15 protein-coding genes and 1 other RNA gene are annotated in these 21175 nt (G+C 38.4%); 13 read left to right on the top strand and 3 right to left on the bottom strand.

Annotation, left to right across the window (positions count from 1 at the left end; all coding sequences use genetic code 11):
- Window positions 1-5: 5 nt before the first annotated feature.
- From carB to HCN_RS05450, 10 genes are all read left to right on the top strand, one after another.
- Entirely contained in the window at window positions 6-3704 is a 3699-nt protein-coding gene (carB, locus tag HCN_RS05485; RefSeq protein ID WP_014666811.1) for a carbamoyl-phosphate synthase large subunit, read from the top strand.
- A gap of 6 nt (window positions 3705-3710) precedes the next feature.
- On the top strand, window positions 3711-3839 hold the full coding sequence (locus HCN_RS12375) for a hypothetical protein (protein ID WP_002956534.1): 129 nt from the start codon (window positions 3711-3713) through the stop codon (window positions 3837-3839).
- Between the two features lie 196 nt (window positions 3840-4035).
- Window positions 4036-6603: a flagellar hook-associated protein FlgL gene (flgL, locus tag HCN_RS05480; protein ID WP_014666810.1), complete on the top strand. Its 2568-nt coding sequence runs from the start codon at window positions 4036-4038 to the stop codon at window positions 6601-6603.
- Entirely contained in the window at window positions 6600-7358 is a 759-nt protein-coding gene (locus HCN_RS05475; protein ID WP_002956536.1) for a polysaccharide deacetylase family protein, read from the top strand. The genes flgL and HCN_RS05475 overlap by 4 nt, the downstream gene beginning before the upstream one ends.
- A gap of 47 nt (window positions 7359-7405) precedes the next feature.
- Entirely contained in the window at window positions 7406-8086 is a 681-nt protein-coding gene (gene hsrA / locus HCN_RS05470) for a homeostatic response regulator transcription factor HsrA (RefSeq protein ID WP_034585611.1), read from the top strand.
- 47 nt (window positions 8087-8133) lie between these two features.
- An RNA gene (gene ffs / locus HCN_RS12645) (signal recognition particle sRNA small type) lies at window positions 8134-8231 on the top strand.
- A gap of 95 nt (window positions 8232-8326) precedes the next feature.
- Window positions 8327-9115, top strand: coding sequence for a spermidine synthase (locus tag HCN_RS05465; RefSeq protein WP_014666808.1), 789 nt, complete (start codon window positions 8327-8329; stop codon window positions 9113-9115).
- Between the two features lie 8 nt (window positions 9116-9123).
- Window positions 9124-9732, top strand: a complete 609-nt coding sequence (gene coaE / locus HCN_RS05460; protein ID WP_014666807.1) for a dephospho-CoA kinase — start codon at window positions 9124-9126, stop codon at window positions 9730-9732.
- Window position 9733: 1 nt separating this feature from the next.
- The gene (gene dapF / locus HCN_RS05455; RefSeq protein ID WP_014666806.1) at window positions 9734-10552 is read left to right on the top strand and encodes a diaminopimelate epimerase; all 819 of its coding nucleotides are present in this window, start codon (window positions 9734-9736) and stop codon (window positions 10550-10552) included.
- A 421-nt stretch (window positions 10553-10973) separates the two neighbouring features.
- Entirely contained in the window at window positions 10974-12656 is a 1683-nt protein-coding gene (locus tag HCN_RS05450; protein WP_232501850.1) for a sulfatase-like hydrolase/transferase, read from the top strand.
- 57 nt (window positions 12657-12713) lie between these two features.
- On the opposite strand, the gene HCN_RS05445 is transcribed toward HCN_RS05450, so the two are convergent.
- Entirely contained in the window at window positions 12714-12974 is a 261-nt protein-coding gene (locus HCN_RS05445; RefSeq protein WP_014666804.1) for an RNA-binding S4 domain-containing protein, read from the bottom strand.
- On the bottom strand, window positions 12975-13427 hold the full coding sequence (locus tag HCN_RS05440; protein ID WP_014666803.1) for an L-threonylcarbamoyladenylate synthase: 453 nt from the start codon (window positions 13425-13427) through the stop codon (window positions 12975-12977). It lies immediately after the preceding gene.
- A 177-nt stretch (window positions 13428-13604) separates the two neighbouring features.
- On the opposite strand from HCN_RS05440, the gene flgE reads away from it, so the two are divergent.
- Window positions 13605-15761, top strand: coding sequence for a flagellar hook protein FlgE (gene flgE / locus HCN_RS05435; RefSeq protein WP_014666802.1), 2157 nt, complete (start codon window positions 13605-13607; stop codon window positions 15759-15761).
- Window positions 15762-15805: 44 nt separating this feature from the next.
- On the opposite strand, the gene HCN_RS05430 is transcribed toward flgE, so the two are convergent.
- Entirely contained in the window at window positions 15806-16312 is a 507-nt protein-coding gene (locus HCN_RS05430) for a DUF4149 domain-containing protein (RefSeq protein ID WP_002956548.1), read from the bottom strand.
- A 281-nt stretch (window positions 16313-16593) separates the two neighbouring features.
- Between HCN_RS05430 and HCN_RS05425 the strand changes: the two genes are divergently transcribed.
- Together HCN_RS05425 and HCN_RS05420 are read left to right on the top strand one after the other, a co-directional pair.
- Window positions 16594-18222, top strand: a complete 1629-nt coding sequence (locus tag HCN_RS05425) for a CDP-glycerol glycerophosphotransferase family protein (RefSeq protein WP_014666801.1) — start codon at window positions 16594-16596, stop codon at window positions 18220-18222.
- The gene (locus tag HCN_RS05420; RefSeq protein WP_014666800.1) at window positions 18216-21143 is read left to right on the top strand and encodes a YidC/Oxa1 family membrane protein insertase; all 2928 of its coding nucleotides are present in this window, start codon (window positions 18216-18218) and stop codon (window positions 21141-21143) included. Before HCN_RS05425 ends, HCN_RS05420 begins: the two co-directional genes overlap by 7 nt.
- The last annotated feature ends 32 nt before the right edge of the window (window positions 21144-21175 follow it).

Raw genomic sequence — 21175 nt, 5'->3', positions numbered from 1 at the left:
TTCCTATGCCAAAACGCACCGATATTCACACGATTTTACTCATTGGTTCAGGTCCTATTGTGATAGGTCAGGCTTGTGAGTTTGACTATTCAGGCACACAGGCAGTAAAGACGCTAAAATCTCTTGGCTATCGTGTTGTGCTTATAAACTCAAATCCAGCGACTATTATGACAGATCCAGACTTTGCGGATCGCACTTATATTGAGCCGATTACTGAAGAGATTATTGCGGATATTATTAAAAGAGAGAGTGTTGATGCGATTTTGCCGACTATGGGCGGACAGACAGCCCTTAATGTGGCAATGAGTATGTATGAAAAGGGAATGCTTGAGGGCATAGAGTTTTTAGGTGCAAAGCCTAGTGCGATTAAAAAGGGTGAGGATAGACAGGCTTTTAAAGAAGCTATGCTAAAGATTGGTATGGACTTGCCAAAATCCCGCTATGCTTATACAGAAGAGGAAGCCCTAGAGGCAGCAAAAGAGATAGGATTCCCCCTCATTATTCGGGCTAGTTTTACCCTTGCAGGTGGGGGCAGTGGCGTGGCATATAATATTGATGAGTTTAAAGCGGTGGCAAAAAATGGCTTAGAAACAAGTCCGATTAATGAAATTTTAATTGAAGAGTCCCTGCTTGGCTGGAAAGAATATGAAATGGAGGTTATACGCGATAAGTTTGATAACTGCATCATCGTGTGTAGCATTGAAAATCTTGATCCTATGGGCGTGCATACAGGAGATTCTATCACCATTGCACCGGCTTTAACACTCACGGATAAAGAGTATCAAAGAATGCGTGATGCAAGTTTTAAAATCTTGCGAGAAATCGGCGTAGATACAGGCGGGAGCAATGTGCAGTTTGCTATAAATCCAAAAAATGGCAGAATGACTGTGATTGAGATGAATCCGCGTGTATCGCGTAGCTCCGCCCTAGCGAGTAAGGCGACAGGCTATCCTATCGCAAAAGTGGCTACAATGTTAGCAGTGGGCTTTAGCCTAGATGAGATAAAAAATGACATTACAGGCACACCGGCGAGTTTTGAGCCTAGCATTGATTATATTGTTACAAAAATTCCTAGATTCACATTTGAGAAATTCCCACAGGCAGATTCCACACTCACAACGAGTATGAAGTCTATTGGCGAAGTAATGGCGATTGGCGGAAGCTTTAAGGAGAGTTTGCAAAAGGCGTTGTGTAGCCTTGAGACAGGCATTTTTGGGTTAAATCAAATCTGCAATGACTTAGAGACTATCAAAAAAGAGATTAGACGACCAAATGCGAATAGACTGCTTTATATCGCTGAAGGCTTTGGGCTTGGAATGAGTATTGAAGAAATGCACGAGCTATGCAGGATTGATAAGTGGTTTTTGCACGAGATAAAAGAGATTGTAGATTCTGAATCTAGTATTACTTCGCAGATTCTAAGCGATGAAGCTCTTATGCGGCGGATAAAAAGCTATGGCTTTAGTGATAAGATGATAGCCCATTGGCTAAAGCATAATGATGGAATGGAGATAAGTGAGAGTGAAGTGTATCAGGCTAGAATTGGGCTTGGTGTGGAGTGTGTGTATAATGAGGTGGATACTTGTGCGGCGGAGTTTCCAAGTCTTACGCCCTATCTTTACTCAACAATAGGTAACTTTCAAGTTCTAGGTGGGCATTCAGTATTGAGCGATAAATCGGCGATTCTGCGTTCGCCAACTGCGGCACTTACCTCTAGTAAGCTTCTTGTTGGCTCACTTGAAAACGCTGATTTCTCATCTCAATCCTTAGAATGCCAAGATTCTAGCTTCTCCTTAGAATCTGTGGGCAACACCACAAATACTAGAATTGCGGATTCTGTAAGTTTAGAATGCCAAAACTCTCAAACAGATTCCACCCCTTGTCATTTTGAGCGTAGCGAAAAATCCACACACCTAGAGTTTAAAGATTCCACAAAACAAGATTCTAGCACTAGAGATTCTAAGGCGGAAGTATCTTTGAGTGATTTTAGTGGTTTTCAAACGAAAGGCGAATGGAGTTACCTAAAGGGTAATGACCGAGCCTTGAGTGTAGAATCCGTTAAAAGCACCAAAGAGACAACGCCTAAAAAGGTTATGATAATTGGCGGTGGTCCTAACCGCATCGGTCAAGGCATCGAGTTTGACTACTGCTGCGTTCATTCAAGCTTTGCCCTAAATGATTTAGGCATAAAAAGCATAATGTATAATTGCAATCCAGAGACCGTTAGCACAGATTATGACACAAGCGATGTGCTTTATTTTGAGCCAATTGATTTTGAACGCGTCCGGGCTGTGATTGAGAGAGAAAAGCCAGATGGCATAATCGTGCATTTTGGGGGACAAACGCCCTTAAAACTTGCAAATTCTCTAACAAAAATCAATGCTAAAATCATCGGCACAAGTGCAAAGGTCATTGACACCGCAGAAGATAGAGAGAAATTTGCGAGTTTTGTAAATAATCTAGGGCTAAAGCAGCCCCAAAATGGCATAGCCTATGAGAAAGAACAAGCATATAGTGTGGCTAATAAAATCGGCTTTCCGGTGCTTGTAAGACCGAGCTATGTGCTTGGCGGACGGGCTATGCGGATCGTGTATGATGATGATGAGCTAAAGCAGTATATGGACGAAGTGATTGCTGTGAGTGATAGCTCTCCGGTGCTTATTGATAAGTTTTTGGAATACGCCATTGAGCTTGATGTAGATTGCATTAGCGATGGGGAGAGTGTGTATATCGGCGGAATAATGGAGCATATTGAAGAGGCAGGGATTCACAGCGGGGATAGTGCGAGTTCCCTGCCGACAATAAATATTAGGGAATCTATGCTAAAAGAGATAGAGCAAAGCACTGCTAAAATCGCCTTGAAACTTGGCGTAGTGGGGCTTATGAATGTGCAGTATGCAATCTATAATAATGAGTTGTATTTGATTGAAGTAAATCCGCGTGCTAGTCGCACCGTACCTTTTGTAAGCAAAGCTACTGGACTCCCTTTAGCAAAAATTGCCACAAGAGTTATGTGGAATCATAGTGTAAAAAAAGCAGAATCTAAAGATTCTATACTAGAAGAGGCATTGAGATTTTATGATAAATACAAAAAAGTTGATTTCACGCAAAGCCCCCTTAAGCCAAAAACCCTTCAGTATGTGTGCTTAAAAGAATCTGTTTTCCCTTTTACAAAGCTTAGTGGAGCGGAGCTCTCACTTGGACCAGAGATGAAAAGCACAGGTGAAGTTATGGGGATAGGCAGGAGCTTTGGGCTAAGCTTTGCTAAAAGTCAGCTTGCGTGTAAAAATGCCCTGCCTTTAAGTGGAGAAGTGTTTTTATCCCTTGCTAGTCTTGATAAGAAAGAGGGCGTGGCGTTAGCAAACGACTTTATAGAGCTTGGGTTTTCTATCTGTGCCACGGAAGGGACATATAAGATTCTATGTGAAAATGGCATTGAAGCAAGTCATATTTTGAAAGTAAGTGAGGGGCGACCAAATATCATAGATCGTATGATGAATAATCAAATTGCCCTTGCTATCAATACAAGCGATAATCTTTCAAACAAAGATGACACACATCTTATCCGCACACAAATTATCAAAAGCTCTATTCCGTATTTTACGACTTTGGCTGCGGCTCGTGTGGCGATTGAAGCCATTAGGGATATTAAAAAATATAATCTTTCTCAAGCCTTTTCTTTGCAGGAATATTTGGAAAGTTAAGCAGATTTGGCGAAGCTAGAATCTGCGTTGTCTTTTGAGATAAAATCGCGGATTCTGCATTTGCCAACCGCAACACTTACTTCTAGTAAGCTTCTTGTTGGTTCATTTGGTGCAGACGAAGTCAAGCTCGGCTAACGCAAAAACCACGATTTTATCTCAAAGATACTTCCACAGGGCGTTTTGGAGTTTTTAGAATCTAGAAACTATTGACTGGCCTTTTGGTAGGCAAAAATTGGGGCTTTGCTAAAAAAAGGTATTGTTTTTGCTTAAAGTGCCGATATAGATAAGGCAGAGTTGTTTCAAGGACGAAAAATATGCAAGGAACAGGACAATGAGAGTTACATTTGGCACGAAGTATAACCAAATGAATTATTATCAAGGCACGATGCAAAGCAAACTTATGGACATAAATACTAAGATTGCTTCGGGGCTTAAGATTCAGTATGGTTACCAAGATAGCAGTGTGTTTAATCAGAATCTCAAGCTTGAATATGAAAAAATCAATCTTGATCAAGGCATTGATGTGGGTAATGATGCCTATACTTCTACGCTTAATACCGATAAGGCTCTAGCCGAGCTTTCCCAAACCGCCGAACAGTTTAATACAAAGCTTATTCAAGCGGCAAATGATATTCACTCTCCTACTTCACGCGAGGCGATTGCTAGGGACTTAGAAAAGCTTAAAGATCATATGATAAATATCGCTAATACTTCTATTGGCGGGGAGTTTCTCTTTGCTGGGAGTAATGTCAAAATCCGCCCTTTTGAGCCTGATGGCACATATAAGGGTAATGATGAAACTTTGGAAGCGTTGGTAAGCAATAATAATCCTATACCTTATAATATTACGGGGCAGGAGCTGTTTTTTGGGCGAGATTCCGACCATCATAAGAGTATCACTACAAATATCCGCAAATTTAATCAAACAAAGCTGAACAACGACATTATGGATAGGATTAAACGCGGTGATATACCCGAAGAAGTGTATATTAAAGCCGGTGATACCTTGCGTGATTTGCTAGGCGATAATGATGATGACACAAGTAATAATGGCAAGGAGTATTTTTACTTACGCGGTGTGCGACCAGATGGCACGAGCTTTAAGAGTAAATTTGACTTTGATGTGGGCTATAAGAATCCAAATAACGCCACAAAGGTGCAGGACTTGCTAGATAAGATAGGCAAGGAGTTTGGGAATACGAGTAAAAATAAAGTCGTTGATGTGAGTTTGAACTTTTGGGGGCAGATTGAGATTAAGAATCTTCAGCCGGGCAATGCGAATTTGGATTTCAATCTTATATCAAGTGATATGGATGTTGAGAATCTTGATGATCTTCCAGCCCTTGGAGCTAGGGTTACGAGTTTTCAAAAAAGCCCGTTTATGGGGGAATTTTCACAATCTCATCTTAAGGCGATAAAAGATAATTATGATCACAGAAATCTCACTTTCCCTTCAACCTTGCTGACTAAGGATAACTTCCCTGCTACGCTTAATACAAAGCTCAAAGATGTGCTAAGTGAAGATGTAAGCACACTTGTGATAGCAGGGACTCGTCCAAATCACGATGATGGCACAATTAATGAAGAGCCTATTGAAGCTTTAAGTGTGGCGGTGAGTGATGATTTAGAAGTGCAGGATTTACTTGCTATGATTAAAAAGCATTTTGGTGGCAAGGTTGAAGGCGAGATTATCCGTGGGGAGCTTGTGCTGCGTGATATGAATGTAACGCATAAAGATAGGGATATGATGAATCCACCATATAATGGTCCTAGTGGCTTTAGTCTTTCGCTCACAACGCTTAATGATATGGGGCTAGAGACAAAGGGTATAAGGCGGGACTATCGCACAGAGTATGATCAAGTCAGCTTTGATAATCAAGGCTCAAAGCTTATCTCTAATGTATCGCAGATTCTAGCAAATGGTATGGGGTATGCGAATGATGAGACAAAGCTTTCTGCCGTGGTTGGGGGAAGTTTAGATGGGCAGACCTATCATCTCGTGCTTGAAGACCATAATGGAATCCCTGTTAATGCGCGTATTGAGTTTAGCAATAAAGGGAGCTATCTTATCTTGTCTAATGCAGATTTTGACTTGAATGATCCAAAGTCCCAAGCGGAGTTTTCAATCCCACTTTATAATCCCCACGATGAGCCACCAGCAGTAACAATCAGCAAAGCTGATGATGTGTCCTATCGGCAACTACTTGATGCGATTAACATTGCCCTTAATTATAGCAATCAGCCTATGGAGTATTATCAAAACGCCCAAGCTCAAAAGGGTGTGCCAACGCGAGAAGGCAAAAATGCCTATGAATCACTTCTAGCCCAGACAAAAGGGCGTGTAAGTGCGTATTTGACACAAGATGGGCGTATTGAGATAAGTGATGAAATGCGTTCTGTATCGCGTATGAAATTTATGATGTATAATAATGCAAGTAATGATTTTAGTGAGCAGGGGATACGCAACTACCGCTCTTCTTTGACTTTTAATGCCAATAATGCACTCACTATTGATGAGCCCGATGTGAATTTTTTCAAATCCCTTGATGGTATCATTGAATCGGTTAGAGCAGGGGTGTATCGACCAGATGCGTTTGGGGACGAATATACAAGTGAAATGCGAAATAAGGGGATTCAAAATGCTATTGAACTTTTTGGGCATTTAAGCGATCATATAGAAAAGATGATAGCACTTAATGGTGCGCATAGCAGGAGTTTTGAGAATGTGATTAGACGCAATGAAGTCTTGCGTGTGCAAATAGAATCTATTAAGAGTGACACTATTGGCACTGATGTTGCAGAGACTTATAATCACTTCTCAAATCTCACAACAAACTACAATGCTGTGCTTGCTTCAACAAGCCGTATTAATCAAATGTCATTGGTGAATTATCTATGAATTGTATTCCTATACTCCGTTACACACATATCCGTGATATGCAGGATTCTCATAGTGTTTCATTAGCAGTTTTTGAAAAGCAGATTCAGTATTTACAGAAAAAATCTTACACTTTTTTAAGCCTTGATGATATGATAGCCATCAAACAAGGACAGATGGAGCTACCGCAAAAATGTGTGCTTCTTACATTTGATGGGGCGTGGAGGGATATTTACCAAAATGCCTATGAGATATTAAAACATCATTGGGTGAAAGCGGGGCTTTTTGTGGTAACAGAGTGGATAGATGAATCTTCAAAGCAGAAGCAAGAATACCAACCTATCCCACATAGTGAGTGTAAAAATACGCTTTTGCATAGCCCAAGAAGTGTGATGTGTAATTGGGAAGAGGTGCGTGAAATGCAAGATGTATTTAGTATCGGCTCTATGACGCATACTTATCAGTTTTCAAATGTCGTGTCTGTGTCGTGGCACGATGATTTTGAACTCTCAAAACGCTTGATTAAAGAACGGCTTGGTGTGGATACAAAACACCTAGCTTGGCCAGATGGAAACTATAATCAAGGTTTGCTCCGCACAGCTAAGAGTATGGGTTATGAAGCGTTTTACACAATGCAGGGTGGTTTAAATCAAGTAGGAGAGAGCAATGATGCACTTAAGCGTTTTGATGTGAAAGATAATCTTTTTTGGTTTAAAAAGGTGTTATTTGCTACTTCAAGCACAAGAAATTTTAGAATTGGGAAATTGTTATTATAAATTATGCTATAATTGAAGCTGATTTTAAGTATTGAGAGGAAAGGAAAATGAGAATCTTGGTCATTGAGGACGATTCGGCTTTATGCAAGAGTATTGAGGATATGTTAAATGGGCATAGCTACCAAACTGATATTGCGGAGAATCTAAAAGATGGGGAATACTTTATCAGTATTCGTAACTATGATTTGGTGCTATCGGATTGGGATTTACCAGATGGTTGCGGAGTTGATATTATCTCTCAAGTGAAAGAAAAATCCCCACGCACACCTGTTGTGATAATGTCTAGCAAGTCTTCTGTTGAAAATGAGCTTCACGCATTTAAAGAAGGAGCTGATGACTTTATTTCCAAACCTTTTAATGCTGAAGTTTTGCTTGTTAGGATTCAGGCTAGATTGCGATTTTGGGGTTCAAGTGTGATTGAAATTGAGGATTTAGTCATTAACCCAGATGAAGAGAAAATCACATACAAGGGGCAGGAGATTGAGGTTAAAGGCAAACCTTTTGAGGTGCTTACCCACCTTGCGCGTCATCGTGATCAAATTGTTTCAAAAGAGCAGTTGCTTGATGCGATTTGGGAGGAGCCAGAGCTTGTAACACCAAATGTCATTGAAGTGGCGATTAATCAGATTCGTCAAAAAATGGATAAACCTCTTAATATCGGCACGATTGAGACCGTTCGTCGCAGGGGCTATCGCTTTTGTTATCCTAAAAAACCAAGCGAGAGCTAACTTCTTCAATCACTTTTAAGCACTTTAAGATATAATTCCACCGCTTCCTTGCAGACTTATGCAATAAGTTTGCAAGACAACGCTTCAGGGTGGGAACACAGCAGAGCATCTTGTAATTTTGTGTGCCATAAGCACCTGCAAGGGAGTTTTTGAGATTCATTTACTTCTTATTAACTTCATCTTTAAAAATATTTTGTAGAGTTTAGCCCTTGAGATTTAATATTAATAAAGGTTTTTGCTATGTGGATTACACGACAACTCACCCCAAATTTTAGACAAGAATACACCATTGAAAGAAAGCTTGTAGATTCTCGTAGCACACATATTGTAGAGATTTTTAAGAGTGCCGATTTTGATGAAGTAGCGATGATTGATGAAAAGCATTTAATGCTTAAAAAATATCTCTATATAGAATCTGAGCTTCTCTCTCATATCCCACTTTGCGTTATCCAAAAGCCAAAAAATGTGCTGCTTTTTGATAGTTTTAACCTTGAGATTGCTTATGAATGTTTGAAACACAATGTAAGCGTTGATTGTGTGCAAGGGGACAGAAAGAGCTTAGATTCACTGATGAGCTTTTTGCCCCATTTTCATCAGGTTATGCAGCATAAAGATTTTAGGCTTGTAGCTCAAGCAATGGACTTAGAGATTAAAAAGTATGATGTTATCATCGCAGATTCTATTTTGAATAAACATCAAATTGATGGCTTATCGCGTATGCTGACGAGTGAGGGGATTTTGATTGTCCGTAATCATCACCCTTTGCTTGAAGAAAATCTATTTATTGAATCTCTCAAATATTGTGATGGTTTTTTTCAAATCATTATGCCTTTTTTCTCGCATATCAGCATTTTGAGCGATAAGAGTTATATTTTTGCTTCTAAAAGACTTCATCCTTGTGCTGATATGCTTTTACAAAAGATAGATCTTCTTCCGCAGTTGCAATATTACAATGCCAAGATTCACGAAAATGCCTTTGTGCTGCCAAACTTTTTATTTGATAAACTCAATGGCATTGCGCGTTTTTAGGGGGTAAAATGGGGGAGCTGTGTTATGCTATTGCATTGACAGGATCTATTGGGAGTGGAAAAAGCACACTCGTGAGCTTTCTTTCATTGTATGGATATGAGAGTGTATGTGGGGATAGCATAGCTCACAAAGTGCTTGATGAGAATGCGGTGGAAGTGATTAAAGCATTTGGAGATTGTATTGTAGATGAGAATGGAAAAATTAATCGTAAAAAATTAGGAAAAATTATTTTTAGTTCATCTAAGGAGCGTGAAAAACTTCAAAATATTCTGCATCCGCCCATTCAAGCTGAGATTCTCTCAAAAGCGTGGCAGCTTGAGGAAAAGGGCGTGTGGTATTTTTTGGATATCCCACTTTTTTTTGAAGTTGGTGGCAAGGAGGCTTACCCTGTGGCACGCTCCCTTGTTGTTTATACGCCAAAAGACAAAGCCATTGCTAGAATCATAAAGCGTGATAATTTAAGCCTTGAAGATGCCACAGCACGACTAGAGGCACAGATTCCCATTGAGCAGAAATGTCGCTTGGCAGATGATATTATAGGTAATGATGGGGATTTGCGTTCCTTGCAACAACGGCTAGAATCTTATTTGCAATCTTTGCCATCATATAGGCGTTAGTATGCAGTTTGTTAAATATAGTAGCAGTGGCAATGACTTTTTGATTTTTCAAAGTTTTGAACGCGATAATGGGGGGCGTTCTAGCCTTGCAAAGCGTGTGTGTGAGCGACACAATGGCATTGGTGCTGATGGTATGGTTGTGCTTTTGCTGGGGCAGGATTCTAAAGATTCTAAAAAGTATGCGTATGAGTGGGAGTTTTATAACGCTGATGGCTCAAAGGCTAAAATGTGTGGCAATGCGAGCAGAAGTATCGGGCATTACGCATTTGTGGAGGGTATAGCTCCTAGGAAGCATAGCTTTTTAAGTCAGGCTGGGATTATAGGGATTACAATAGATGAGAGTGATGCCAACTTAGTGCAAAGTGATTTGGGTGCTTATAAGCTTGTGGAAGAACACATAGTAGAATCTAATCCTTATGGCGTTAAAGCGTGGGCTTTACTTGATAGCGGAGTGCCACACCTTGTGGGCTTTGTGAATGATAAAAAAATGCTGACATACTCAAAAGATGAGCTTTTGCAAACTTTGCGTGAAAAATATAATGCGAATGTGAATCTTGCCTACATTGATGAAAGTAGCGATAGAAGCAGGATTTTGTATATGACTTATGAAAGGGGAGTGGAGGACATTACCCAAGCGTGTGGGACGGGTGCAGCTGCGGTATTTGCTATGGCTTTAAGGCTAGGCTTGTGTGGGAAAAAGGCTTTGCTTATCCCACCAAGCAATGAGATTTTAGAGCTACAAATGACAGAAAATCAGCATATTTTATTTAAGGGCAAAGTCCAACGCATCGCCATTTGCGAGTGGCTTAATTCTATATAAAGGAGAGATGAGTGAAAAATACACATATTAAACAGCGGGGGGGGGGGGGCATAACCTCAATGTAGAAAAAGATTTAAATGTAGCTAAGATACGGCAAGATAGCTTCTTTGATAAAGACAAATTTTCACAGGCTAGGATACGATTTAAAAACACCAAACTCAAAACTCTATTTTTCAACATTTTCACCCCACACGCTACCATAGATTCTAAAACCTACAAAACCTATCGCAATATTAGCATTCTAGCTATTCTTAATATTTGCTTTATAATATGTGTTTTTAGTCCTTATGCTATTTATAGTAGTGATGTATCACAATTTGACATAAGCCAAACTTATCAAACACTAGGAGCATTATTTGGCTTTTTTATTCTCTCTTCATTTGGATTCATTTACTTCACAAGCTTCTTTTATAAGACAAGATTGCTTAAGCTTGGAGCTTGGGGTGTAAGTGTCATTCTCTGCATAGGGCTTGTTTATACATTTGTGTTGGTGGGTGATTACGGAGCAATGGATCATTTTGTTTTGCAAAAACCAAACTTTGCCAATCATGATTTAAGGATTCAAAAATATGTCTGTTTTATTCTTGCAGTATGTGTTTCTATAATCTTTTGTTTATTGATGACAAAATGGCTTAAACAGATATGGGGTATATTATTTGTTACACTTTTTGTTATGAGTAGTTATTATTTTATAGGTATAGCACACTCTTTACAAGATTATGCAAAATATTCTCACACGCAAAATATTCAAGATTCAAATGATATGCAGCCTTATGAAAAAGAGTTATTTTCCTACTCAAAGACAGAGAAAAATATCGTAGTTATGGTGCTTGATATGTTTAGTGGCTCACATATGCATCCACTCTTAGAGCAATTCCCAGAGTTTAAAACCAATCTTGATGGCTTTGTGCTATTTGATAACGCTATATCTACGACAAACTCTACTATCCATAGTATTGCTACACTTATCGGCGGGGAGCATTATGCTGTATATAATATGAATGCCAGAAAAGATAATCTTGCTGATAGTATCACTGAAGCCTTTGGTGTTATAGGTGATACTTTTGTAAAGAACGGTTATGATGTGGGGTATTTTATGGCAGATCTTTCAACAAGATTTGACAAGGCAAAAACATACAACAACAACGTAACGCTTATACAAAATGCTCGTGCTTATGCGAACTATTATTACAATTCCAATCCACACATAAAAGAAAGAATGAGCAAGCAGATTTTGGCTAAAAAAGATGGAGCAAAGTTTTTGCTTCTTCATACTGGTTTATTTCGCTTTGCTCCGGAGCTGTTTTTTCGCTCTAGAATCTACAATGGTGGAGTGTGGCTATTAGGAGATGAAAATCTTTCAAATCAACAAGTAGCCCTAGAATTTGCATCATCATTTTATGCTTTTACGCATTTACACAACACAGAATCTAAAAAGCCAACTTTTAAATATCTCCACTCGTTGATGACACATTTTCCTTATACATTATCTTTTCAAAATGGTGAATGTGCGCCTTTTACACAGGATTCTATTTTTGATACATATCCGCATAAAGATATGATGAACTATGTTGTTAAAGAATATGAGAGAGCATCTTTTCAGCATTATGATACCGAAGCCTGTGCTTTGAGCTATCTTAGTGATTTTGTGCAATGGCTCAAAGAAAATGGAATCTATGACAACACACAGATTTTTGTAGTAAGCGATCATAGCGGATTTGATGATATTGGGATACCATATTCTGTAAGTCAAAAGGGGCATCGTCCTGTCTCATTATTTTTGTTTAAAGATTTTAATACAAGTGGAAAGTTAAAACTAGATTCCAGACTTATGGCAAACTATGATAGTCCAAGTATGTTTTGCGATAATCTGCCTAATGGGTGTCCTAATGTGCCAAAAAATATTCTTAGCAACTATCCTAAAAATAGAAATATTATTAGCACAATCCCTATTCATTTGGACATCTCTTTACACAAAAAGAATGAGTGGCTTATCAATCATTATTTTCAAGTTAAAGGCAATGTTTATGATGAAAGCAGTTGGCAAGACATCACAGAATCTGTTAAAAACGGCACATTTAAGATTGATGGGATAGAGCATTAAGAGAGATTGTGTTGGGCTGTGTAAGAGATTTTGGAAAGATCTAGAAACTAAAAGGAGCTAGAGACTAGGATTCAAAATCTCCCTAAAATACTCGCTGCTTTTATTCTTACGAATCGTCTTTGTCGTGGGCAGGGCTAGGACTTCATAGTGCTTTGTGTATTCTAAATAATGAAGCGAGATTTTATCCCCCACACGCACTTCCTTGCTACTTTTAGCCACATTACCATTAATCTTTACAACACCATTATCGCACATATCTTGGGCAATACTCCGCCTTTTCAAAATATTGACACTACTTAAAAATTTATCAACACGCATTTATCGCTTCCTTTGAATCTTAGAATGATTAATTTTATACATCTTTGATGGGCTAGATTCACTAAAGCCACGCCTATCACACACAATCACATCGCATACTTCATACGCCCATTGCTTATTAAAACTTTTTCCCGTGAGATTAGCCGAAGTGGAGCAAAGCATTTGAAAATCTCGCAAGAAGCGCGAATGAAGATCATCTTTTACCACTCGCACCGCCTTACCATTAGGGTAAATAAAGGTGCTATTTTTGGCTTTGCGGATAGTATTTTTATGCTTGTTTGGCGAACGCGCTAAGGTTTTTAAATGCTCTAAATTATAAGATTCTATAAGGAGGGCTTGGGATTTGGGGCGTGATTTGCGTAAGTTTAGAATCTGTGGATTCTTGCTTAATAATCCCGCTGTGGTGTCGCATTGTGCTAAAAATATAGAATCTTGCTCCATCATAAGCTCCATTGCAAACTTCTTAAAAATCTCAATTAAAAACTTAAAATCTTAGCATAAGATAAATAATCCCTTGAGATGTGTGTTTTTAAAAATTGTGAATATTTTTTCTAAATTTTTGTATTTTTGGAATATCTATTGCTTGTTGTTTTGTGTGAATATCGCAGATTTTAATGGAAAGGATACAATATGTTAAGGTCTTTATGGTCGGGTGTTAGCGGTATGCAAGCACATCAAATCGCACTTGATGTGGAGAGTAACAACATTGCCAATGTGAATACCGTTGGTTTTAAATACTCAAGGGCGTCATTTGTGGATATGCTATCGCAAATTAAGCTGATTGCTACTTCACCTTACAAAAATGGGCTAGGAGGGCAGAATGACTTCTCAATCGGTTTGGGTGTTGGGATTGATGCGACAACAAAGGTTTTTTCACAAGGGAATACGCAAAATACCGATGTGAAAACTGATATTGCCATTGAGGGTGATGGATTTTTCATTATCTCGCCAGACCGAGGGACAACGCATAATTATACGCGTAATGGAGAGTTTCTCTTTGATGCTAATGGGAATCTTGTAACAACAGGTGGTTATGTCGTGCAAGGTTGGGTGCGTCCTCCGCTTGAAGCTGCTGAATCTGGCACAATGAGTGATTTTGACTTTTTTAGAGTGGATAACACAGGACCGGTGAGAAATATCCAAATTGACCCGGGTATGGTTATGCCAGCTCGTGCGACAAAGACTATTACTTTGAGAGCCAATCTTAATGCAGGGCGACATATTGATCAAATGCAAGAGATAGCGGCACTAGATTCTACTGCTAGGACGGCAGCTGATGGGATTGCACCGGTGTATGATTCCCGTGGTGTGCTTATGCAAGTGGGCGAGGATATGGGTGTTTTGTTTAATGATGATGGTGATGCGTTTGCATTGAATGAAAATCAGGGCATTTGGATGAGCTACAAAACTGCTGTGATTAAGCACGACACAGTGGCAACTGATGAAGTTAGCACAATAGGCATTAATGGTGAAAAAGTAAGCTTTTCTAATAATTCTGCAATAACAGGTGTTAGCTCCATTGTGGCGGCACAAAATGCGATTAACTCATTGCGAGATAAGACAGGTGTAAGTGCCTATGTAGATGCGGGGCAGCTAAGGATTGAAAATCGCAATCAAATGGACGGCGGAGAGAAAGTTAAAAATATCCGCATTACCGCCGATGGCACAGGTGTATTCCAAAACTTTGTAAAGGGTGAAGAGGATATTACTGCCTTTAGATACCGCTATACAAAATCCGAGGATGCAGATTCTACAACGGGGCAGTTTAGGACGACAGAGGATTTGAGAGCACTCATTCAATATGATGCAAATATGATTAAGAATCCTGAAAAAAACTACCAAGAAAGCACCGCTTCCGTGGCTGTAACACTTAATCGCTGGGGTATGTTCGAGATTACAAATGGCGATGATGCTGATGATGAGCAACGCAACTTAAGCCTTTATGTAACAAGCCATTTTTCAGATAATGTAACAAACAATGTCCTTTTCAAAGAAACATTTAAGGCATTAAATACCGCTTCGCTCATTGAGGGTGGTGCGGCTGTTAATACAGGCAAGATTAATAAGGCTACACACGCTACAAGCGTGGATATTGTGGATAGTTTGGGAAGTAAGCATAATATCCGCTTTGAGTTTTGGAAGACAGGCGATGCGGTGTGGAGTTTTAGAGCTGTGGTGCCTGAACCTGCGCAATTTGTCGGTGGCTCCGCGACTAAACCTAATGTCTTTGAGGGTGGGAGAGCGACATTTAATAGCGATGGCTCACTCTCTGGTATGAATCCGCCGGTATTGCAGTTTGACCCCAAAAATGGAAGTAAAGGACCTCAAAGACTTGAGTTAAAATTTGGTGCGAATGAGAGTTTTGGGGGCTTAACAAGCGTAGATAAAATCTCTGAAACTTATGCGATTAATCAAAATGGCTATCAAGCTGGGGATTTGATGGATATCCGTTTTGACTCAAATGGCTCGTTGCTTGGGGCGTTTAGTAATGGACGCTCAATTGCCCTAGCTCAAGTAGCATTGGCAAACTTTGCTAACAATACCGGTTTGCAAGCTGAAGGTGGGAATGTATTCTCACAGACAGGAAATAGCGGTGAGCCGATGATTGGTGCGGCAAACACAGGGCGAAGGGGCGGTGTGAGTGGAAGTAAGCTAGAGATGAGTAATGTGGATTTGAGCCGAAGCTTAACGCAACTTATTGTTGTGCAGAGAGGATTCCAAGCTAACTCAAAGGCGGTTACGACTTCAGATCAGATTCTTAACACGCTTTTAAATCTTAAGCAATAATTTGATGACATAGATTCTATACTTAAAGCGTAGAATCTAGCTTGTTATTTACACGCATTAAAAGGCTTAGAGCCGATAATCCCTCTCCATATCGCACTTAAAGAAAGTGTGAAAAGTAAAATCTTAAAAACCATTTCACTTTGTTTGTGCATAGAATCAAATTCAGCAGTGCCAAAGCTCCCTAGAGCTTGAGATTCCATTATATAAGGCGTGTAGTAAAGTGTAAAAAGAAAGATAAGAATGACATTTATCCCGCCAAGCAAAAGCCACAACTGCCGCTGTGTGCTACAAGCAAAAAGTCTAGCGGCAAAAAATGTAGTAAGCTCGTAGATGATAATGACAATAGCTAGAATATTGAAATACACATTGCATTTTTCAAAAATTTTTCCCATAAGTAAGCCACTATCACTGATTGAAAGCTGTGGTAAAAAGCTAGAAGCACCAAAAATTGTCGCTGCCGCAAACGCACAGGCAATAATACACCCAACGCCAATGCCAAGCATTAGCCCATAGATAGAATCAAGAATGCGAAAAGTTTTGTAAAGTTTCATTTGTTCTCCTTTAATGATTTTCATTATTATAAATAAAGAATCTAAATTTAAAATATCATAGGTTTTTTGCGGTAATTTTGTTATATTGCGGGGGGGGGGGGGCATTTTATGTTTTTCCATTTTATGCTTTTCTAAGTATTTTGAGTTTAGAATCCTAGTCCTTTTTTGTTTTTTAAGCTTTCAAGGTTTTGGGACTTTGTCATTTTGAGATTTCAAGATTCTAAAATCTTCTAAGCATTTTGAGTTTTGCTATTTTTTAATTTTTTACAAGGACAATTCGCGTGAAAAACCTATTCTCATTTTTCATTCTGCTATGCCTATCACCTAGCATAGCATTTGCCTATCTTGATCCGGGCAGTGGTTCATTACTACTCTCTTCAATCGTAGCACTCTTTGCTTCAGCCTTGTTTTTTATTAAAAATTTATTTTATAAAATCATCTCTTTTGGCACATACAATCCCTTAACTTCAGCCACATCAACTACGGGGGGGGGGCAATCTCATAAGAATCTAGTTTTTTATGCTGAAGGTCCTCAATACTATGGCACTTTTAAGCCTATTTTAGATGCACTAGATTCTCTAAAACACCCCTACACTTATTACACTTCCTCACAAAACGACCCAGCCCTTAAGCGATTAGATTCTAACAATAGATTAGATTCTAGCAGGGGCTTAGAATCTAGCCCTTCAAAAAATGGCGAGTTTATCTACATTGGTGAAGGCAACAAGGCTTATAATCTTTTAAATAGACTTCGTGCTGATATTTTGGTGCTTACCACTCCCGGACTTGATGTCTTACATATTAAACGCAATCGCGGTGTGGCTCATTACTGTCATATCGTGCATTCGCTTTCCCCTATGACTTATCGTGTGTTTGGAGTGGATTATTTTGATTCTGTATTAGTAGCAAATGGAGTGCAGGAGGACTTTATCCGTGATATAGAATCTGCACATAATGTCAAAAGAAAGCATATTGCTATTACAGGTTCTACCTACCTTGATGAATTATCTTTACAGGCAAATGCTTTAGAATCTACAACAAATTGTCATACTGAGCCTAGCGAAGTATCTAACATAGAATCTAAAAAAGATATTTCGTGCTTACACACTCGCACGAGCGAAGCTCTTGTTGCAGCTTGCAAATATGACAAGAAACTAGAATCTACAAATAGCACAAAAACCATACTTGTTTCACCCTCTTGGGGCAAGGAAACCCTGCTTAATAAATATGGTTTAAACTTACTTCTGCCTTTAGTCAAAAGCCCGTATCACATCATTATCCGCCCTCATCCACAAAGCTATATCTCACCTAGTGAGAAGGCAAATATACAACACTTACAAGAAGCGTTAAAAGATTACAACAATGTAGAATGGGATAAAGACACGCCTAATATTTACGCATTTGCAAGGGCGGATATGATGATTTCTGATTTTTCAAGTGTGATATTTGACTTTGTGTGTTTGCAGGGTAAGCCTGCACTAACTATTGATAATGATATGGATTTAAGCGGTTATGATATGGCAGATATAGAGCGAGATTCTATTTGGACATTTAAAGCACTTGATAGAATAGGCAAAAGGATTTCGCAAAAACATTTTTCACAAATACAAGAGATTTGTGAAGAGATTTTTAACTCTTGTGATTTAAAAGACACGCAGCAGAGTGGCTTAAACACAAACACAGCACATACACACAATTCACACAAGAATACACAGCTTCACTTGCAAGAGACAAAAGAGCTTTTATGGCAGCACCCACACAATGCAGGAATGCAATCAGCAAGGGAACTTCTAAAGATTGAGCGAGAGATTGTTGAAACTAGACTAAAACCACAAATCGCCCTTGTAGCAAGGCTAAGGGAGCTAGATACTATGCTAGAAAAAGGACTAGAGAAAGGGAAGCTATGCTAGAGATTTTATATTATATTTTTATATTTCCAGTAGAACAGGTGCTTGAGTGGGCTTTGTTTACACTTTTTAAGGCAACTAAGAATTATGGTGTAAGCATTATTTTACTCTCTCTTATAATGCAGCTTTTTATGCTAAAACTCACTTTTTACTTTGATAAAAAGGCGGCTTCCTTTGGAGCGCTAAAAGCACAATGTGATAGTAAGATTAAAGAGTTTAAAAGAGTATTTAAAGGTGCAGAACTGCAAAGCTATATCCGCACACTCTATAAGCAAAAGCATTTTCACCCCATTTTTGCCTTATTTGGCTTAGGGGGATTAGCATTACAAATTCCATTTTTTATTGCAATGATTCATTTAGTAGAGAATGCGGAATATCTACAAAGTGTCCGCTTTCTATGGATAGATGATTTAAGCAAACCAGATTCTATTATGTTATTTGGTTTAAGTATTCATATCTTGCCTTTACTGATGACAGCTTTTACTTTAATCAATGTCTTTTATAGCTCAAAAGAGCTAGGTGCAAGAGTGCAAGGGAGTTTGATTGCTTTATTGTTTTTGGTGCTACTTTATAGTATGCCGAGTGCATTGGTGTTATATTGGACTTGTAATATGTTTTTTTCTTTGTTAAAAGAGATATTTAAACACAAAAAACATTCATCTTTGAGTAATCATTCGCAAGATTGTGTGTCTTTGGAGGCAGTCATTACCCATAAGGTAACTCCTGCCCCCAAATCCACACAAAACTCACAAAGCAATACTGCAATTACTAGAATGCGTGAAAGTGCGGATAGGGTTGGCGTAGAATGCCGAGATTCTAACGATTTAAATCTTAGTCAAGATGCTAGAATTGCGGAATCTCGAATGGAATCTAAAATTACATCATCTAAACAAAACTCTAAAGATACAGAATCCAAAACATCAAAAAGCAAACTTCAAGTTCTAGTATTCAACATTTTCACCCCACACGCTACCATAGATTCTAAAACCTACAAAACCTATCGCAATATTAGCATTCTAGCTATTCTTAATATTTGCTTTATAATATGTGTTTTTAGTCCTTATGCTATTTATAGTAGTGATGTATCACAATTTGACATAAGCCAAACTTATCAAACACTAGGAGCATTATTTGGCTTTTTTATTCTCTCTTCATTTGGATTCATTTACTTCACAAGTTTTTTCTATAAAACAAGACTATTGAAGATTGGAACTTATGGTGTAAGTGTCATTCTCTGCATAGGGCTTGTTTATACATTTGTGTTGGATTATAATGTTGTAACGGGTGAGAGTTATAGCCAACTTGATAATTTTGTATTTAAAAATCCGCACAATCTTTCCGCACCTCTTGCTAAGTATGTTGATTTGTTGGTTGGGATTCTCGCCTGTGTTATGATATTGATATGTTTGAGAAAGCAAAGTCTCTTTAAAAATACGCTTATATGTCTTTTGATTGCTTTTGGTGCAGTTAGCACTCTTAATGCTGCTCATATCGCTACACAGAAGATGGATTTATCATATCGCAATATACCTATCTCGCAAGAAGCAGATTCTCATTTACGAGATCTTTTACCACCTTTTCATCACGATTTGACCAGTTTTAGTAAAGACAAAGAAAATGTTCTTATATTGCTTTTTGATGCCTTTACAGGCTCACATTTGCAGATTATTTTTGAACAATTCCCAGAATTAAAGCAAGAGTTCCAAGGATTTACTTATTATCCAAATACGCTTTCTCTAGATGGTAACACAACCATTACCGCTCACACTATTCTTTCCGGTTTTAAAACAAGTGCTTTTAATCAAAGAGATGGAAGTATAAAGGATTTTTCCAATACAGCAAAAAATGAGTTGGAGCGGACATACAAAACATTACGAGATGTTGGGTTTGATGTGCAATCGTACGGTATGCCACATATAGAAAACAACCTATCTTTAGGAGATAGCATATCTGTTTATCCTACAAATTGGATTTTTTCAAGCAATCAGGATTATAGTTTGTATTATGAAAGACTTATTCATCTTGATGACTATTTACAAGTTTTGAGAGGACAAACTCAGCCTGTGGGCGAACTGCTTTCACTTGGATTATTTTACTTTTCTCCATATGTAATAAGGGTTGGTGTGGTTTATACTGTTAACTTTAGGACAGATGATAATATTGAATTTGCTGATTATACATGGATTTTTGCGAAAGAAAAATTGAAAAATATACGATTCCTTGGTGGTGTTAATACCACATCAGTTTTGCCATCCATTGTAAGAAATCTTAATGCAGATTCACAGGAAAAGACATTTAAATATATTCACACACTTCATACTCATTATCCATGGGTTTTAGATGCGGATACTTGTGTCCCTTCTCAAAATGCTTCTGCAAAGCTTCCCGAACAGTATAGACCTTTTATGTTGGATTTTCGACATTACAACAATGAAGTTTGTGCAATGAAAGAGACAAAAATTTTACTTGATTTTTTAAAAGGCAATGGTATTTATGATAACACAATGATAGTGCTTGTTAGTGATCATAGTGAGAATGATTTGATTGCACATAATATGTCCAATCAACCATCTTTTGGAAATGCTCCCAATCCTCTCTTGATGATTAAAAATTTTCATGCCTATGGCAATTTAAAGATAGATATGCGCTTAATGAGCAATGCTGATGTGTATGGGATTTTATGCGATGAAGTAATGGGTGGGGGGGGGTGTAATGTGTCTAATATTCTCAAAAACTATCCACAAGAGAGACAGATCATTCATACAAGAAATGTTCAATGGACAGATGAGGTTAGAAAAATGCCAACATTGTATTTTGAAAAAATATGGCTCGTTAAAGATTCTGTGCTTGATCCTAAAAATTTCACAGACATTACAGAATCTGTCAAAAACGGCACTTTTAAGATTGATGGGATAGAGCATTAAATAGCAAGATAGTAGTAAAAATATAAAGGATA

Source organism: Helicobacter cinaedi PAGU611 (assembly GCF_000284635.1).
GTDB lineage: Bacteria > Campylobacterota > Campylobacteria > Campylobacterales > Helicobacteraceae > Helicobacter_C > Helicobacter_C cinaedi.
Note: the sequence above shows the minus strand (reverse complement) of the source record. Positions and strands in the feature narration are given on the sequence as shown.

Excerpts from the sequence above, each read along its gene's own strand:
- carB (WP_014666811.1), top strand. The coding sequence starts at position 6 with ATGCCAAAACGCACCGATATTCACACGATTTTACTCATTGGTTCAGGT.
- flgL (WP_014666810.1), top strand. The coding sequence starts at position 4,036 with ATGAGAGTTACATTTGGCACGAAGTATAACCAAATGAATTATTATCAA.
- HCN_RS05475 (WP_002956536.1), top strand. The coding sequence starts at position 6,600 with ATGAATTGTATTCCTATACTCCGTTACACACATATCCGTGATATGCAG.
- hsrA (WP_034585611.1), top strand. The coding sequence starts at position 7,406 with ATGAGAATCTTGGTCATTGAGGACGATTCGGCTTTATGCAAGAGTATT.
- HCN_RS05465 (WP_014666808.1), top strand. The coding sequence starts at position 8,327 with ATGTGGATTACACGACAACTCACCCCAAATTTTAGACAAGAATACACC.
- coaE (WP_014666807.1), top strand. The coding sequence starts at position 9,124 with ATGGGGGAGCTGTGTTATGCTATTGCATTGACAGGATCTATTGGGAGT.
- dapF (WP_014666806.1), top strand. The coding sequence starts at position 9,734 with ATGCAGTTTGTTAAATATAGTAGCAGTGGCAATGACTTTTTGATTTTT.
- HCN_RS05445 (WP_014666804.1), bottom strand. The coding sequence starts at position 12,974 with ATGCGTGTTGATAAATTTTTAAGTAGTGTCAATATTTTGAAAAGGCGG.
- HCN_RS05440 (WP_014666803.1), bottom strand. The coding sequence starts at position 13,427 with ATGGAGCTTATGATGGAGCAAGATTCTATATTTTTAGCACAATGCGAC.
- flgE (WP_014666802.1), top strand. The coding sequence starts at position 13,605 with ATGTTAAGGTCTTTATGGTCGGGTGTTAGCGGTATGCAAGCACATCAA.
- HCN_RS05430 (WP_002956548.1), bottom strand. The coding sequence starts at position 16,312 with ATGAAACTTTACAAAACTTTTCGCATTCTTGATTCTATCTATGGGCTA.
- HCN_RS05420 (WP_014666800.1), top strand. The coding sequence starts at position 18,216 with ATGCTAGAGATTTTATATTATATTTTTATATTTCCAGTAGAACAGGTG.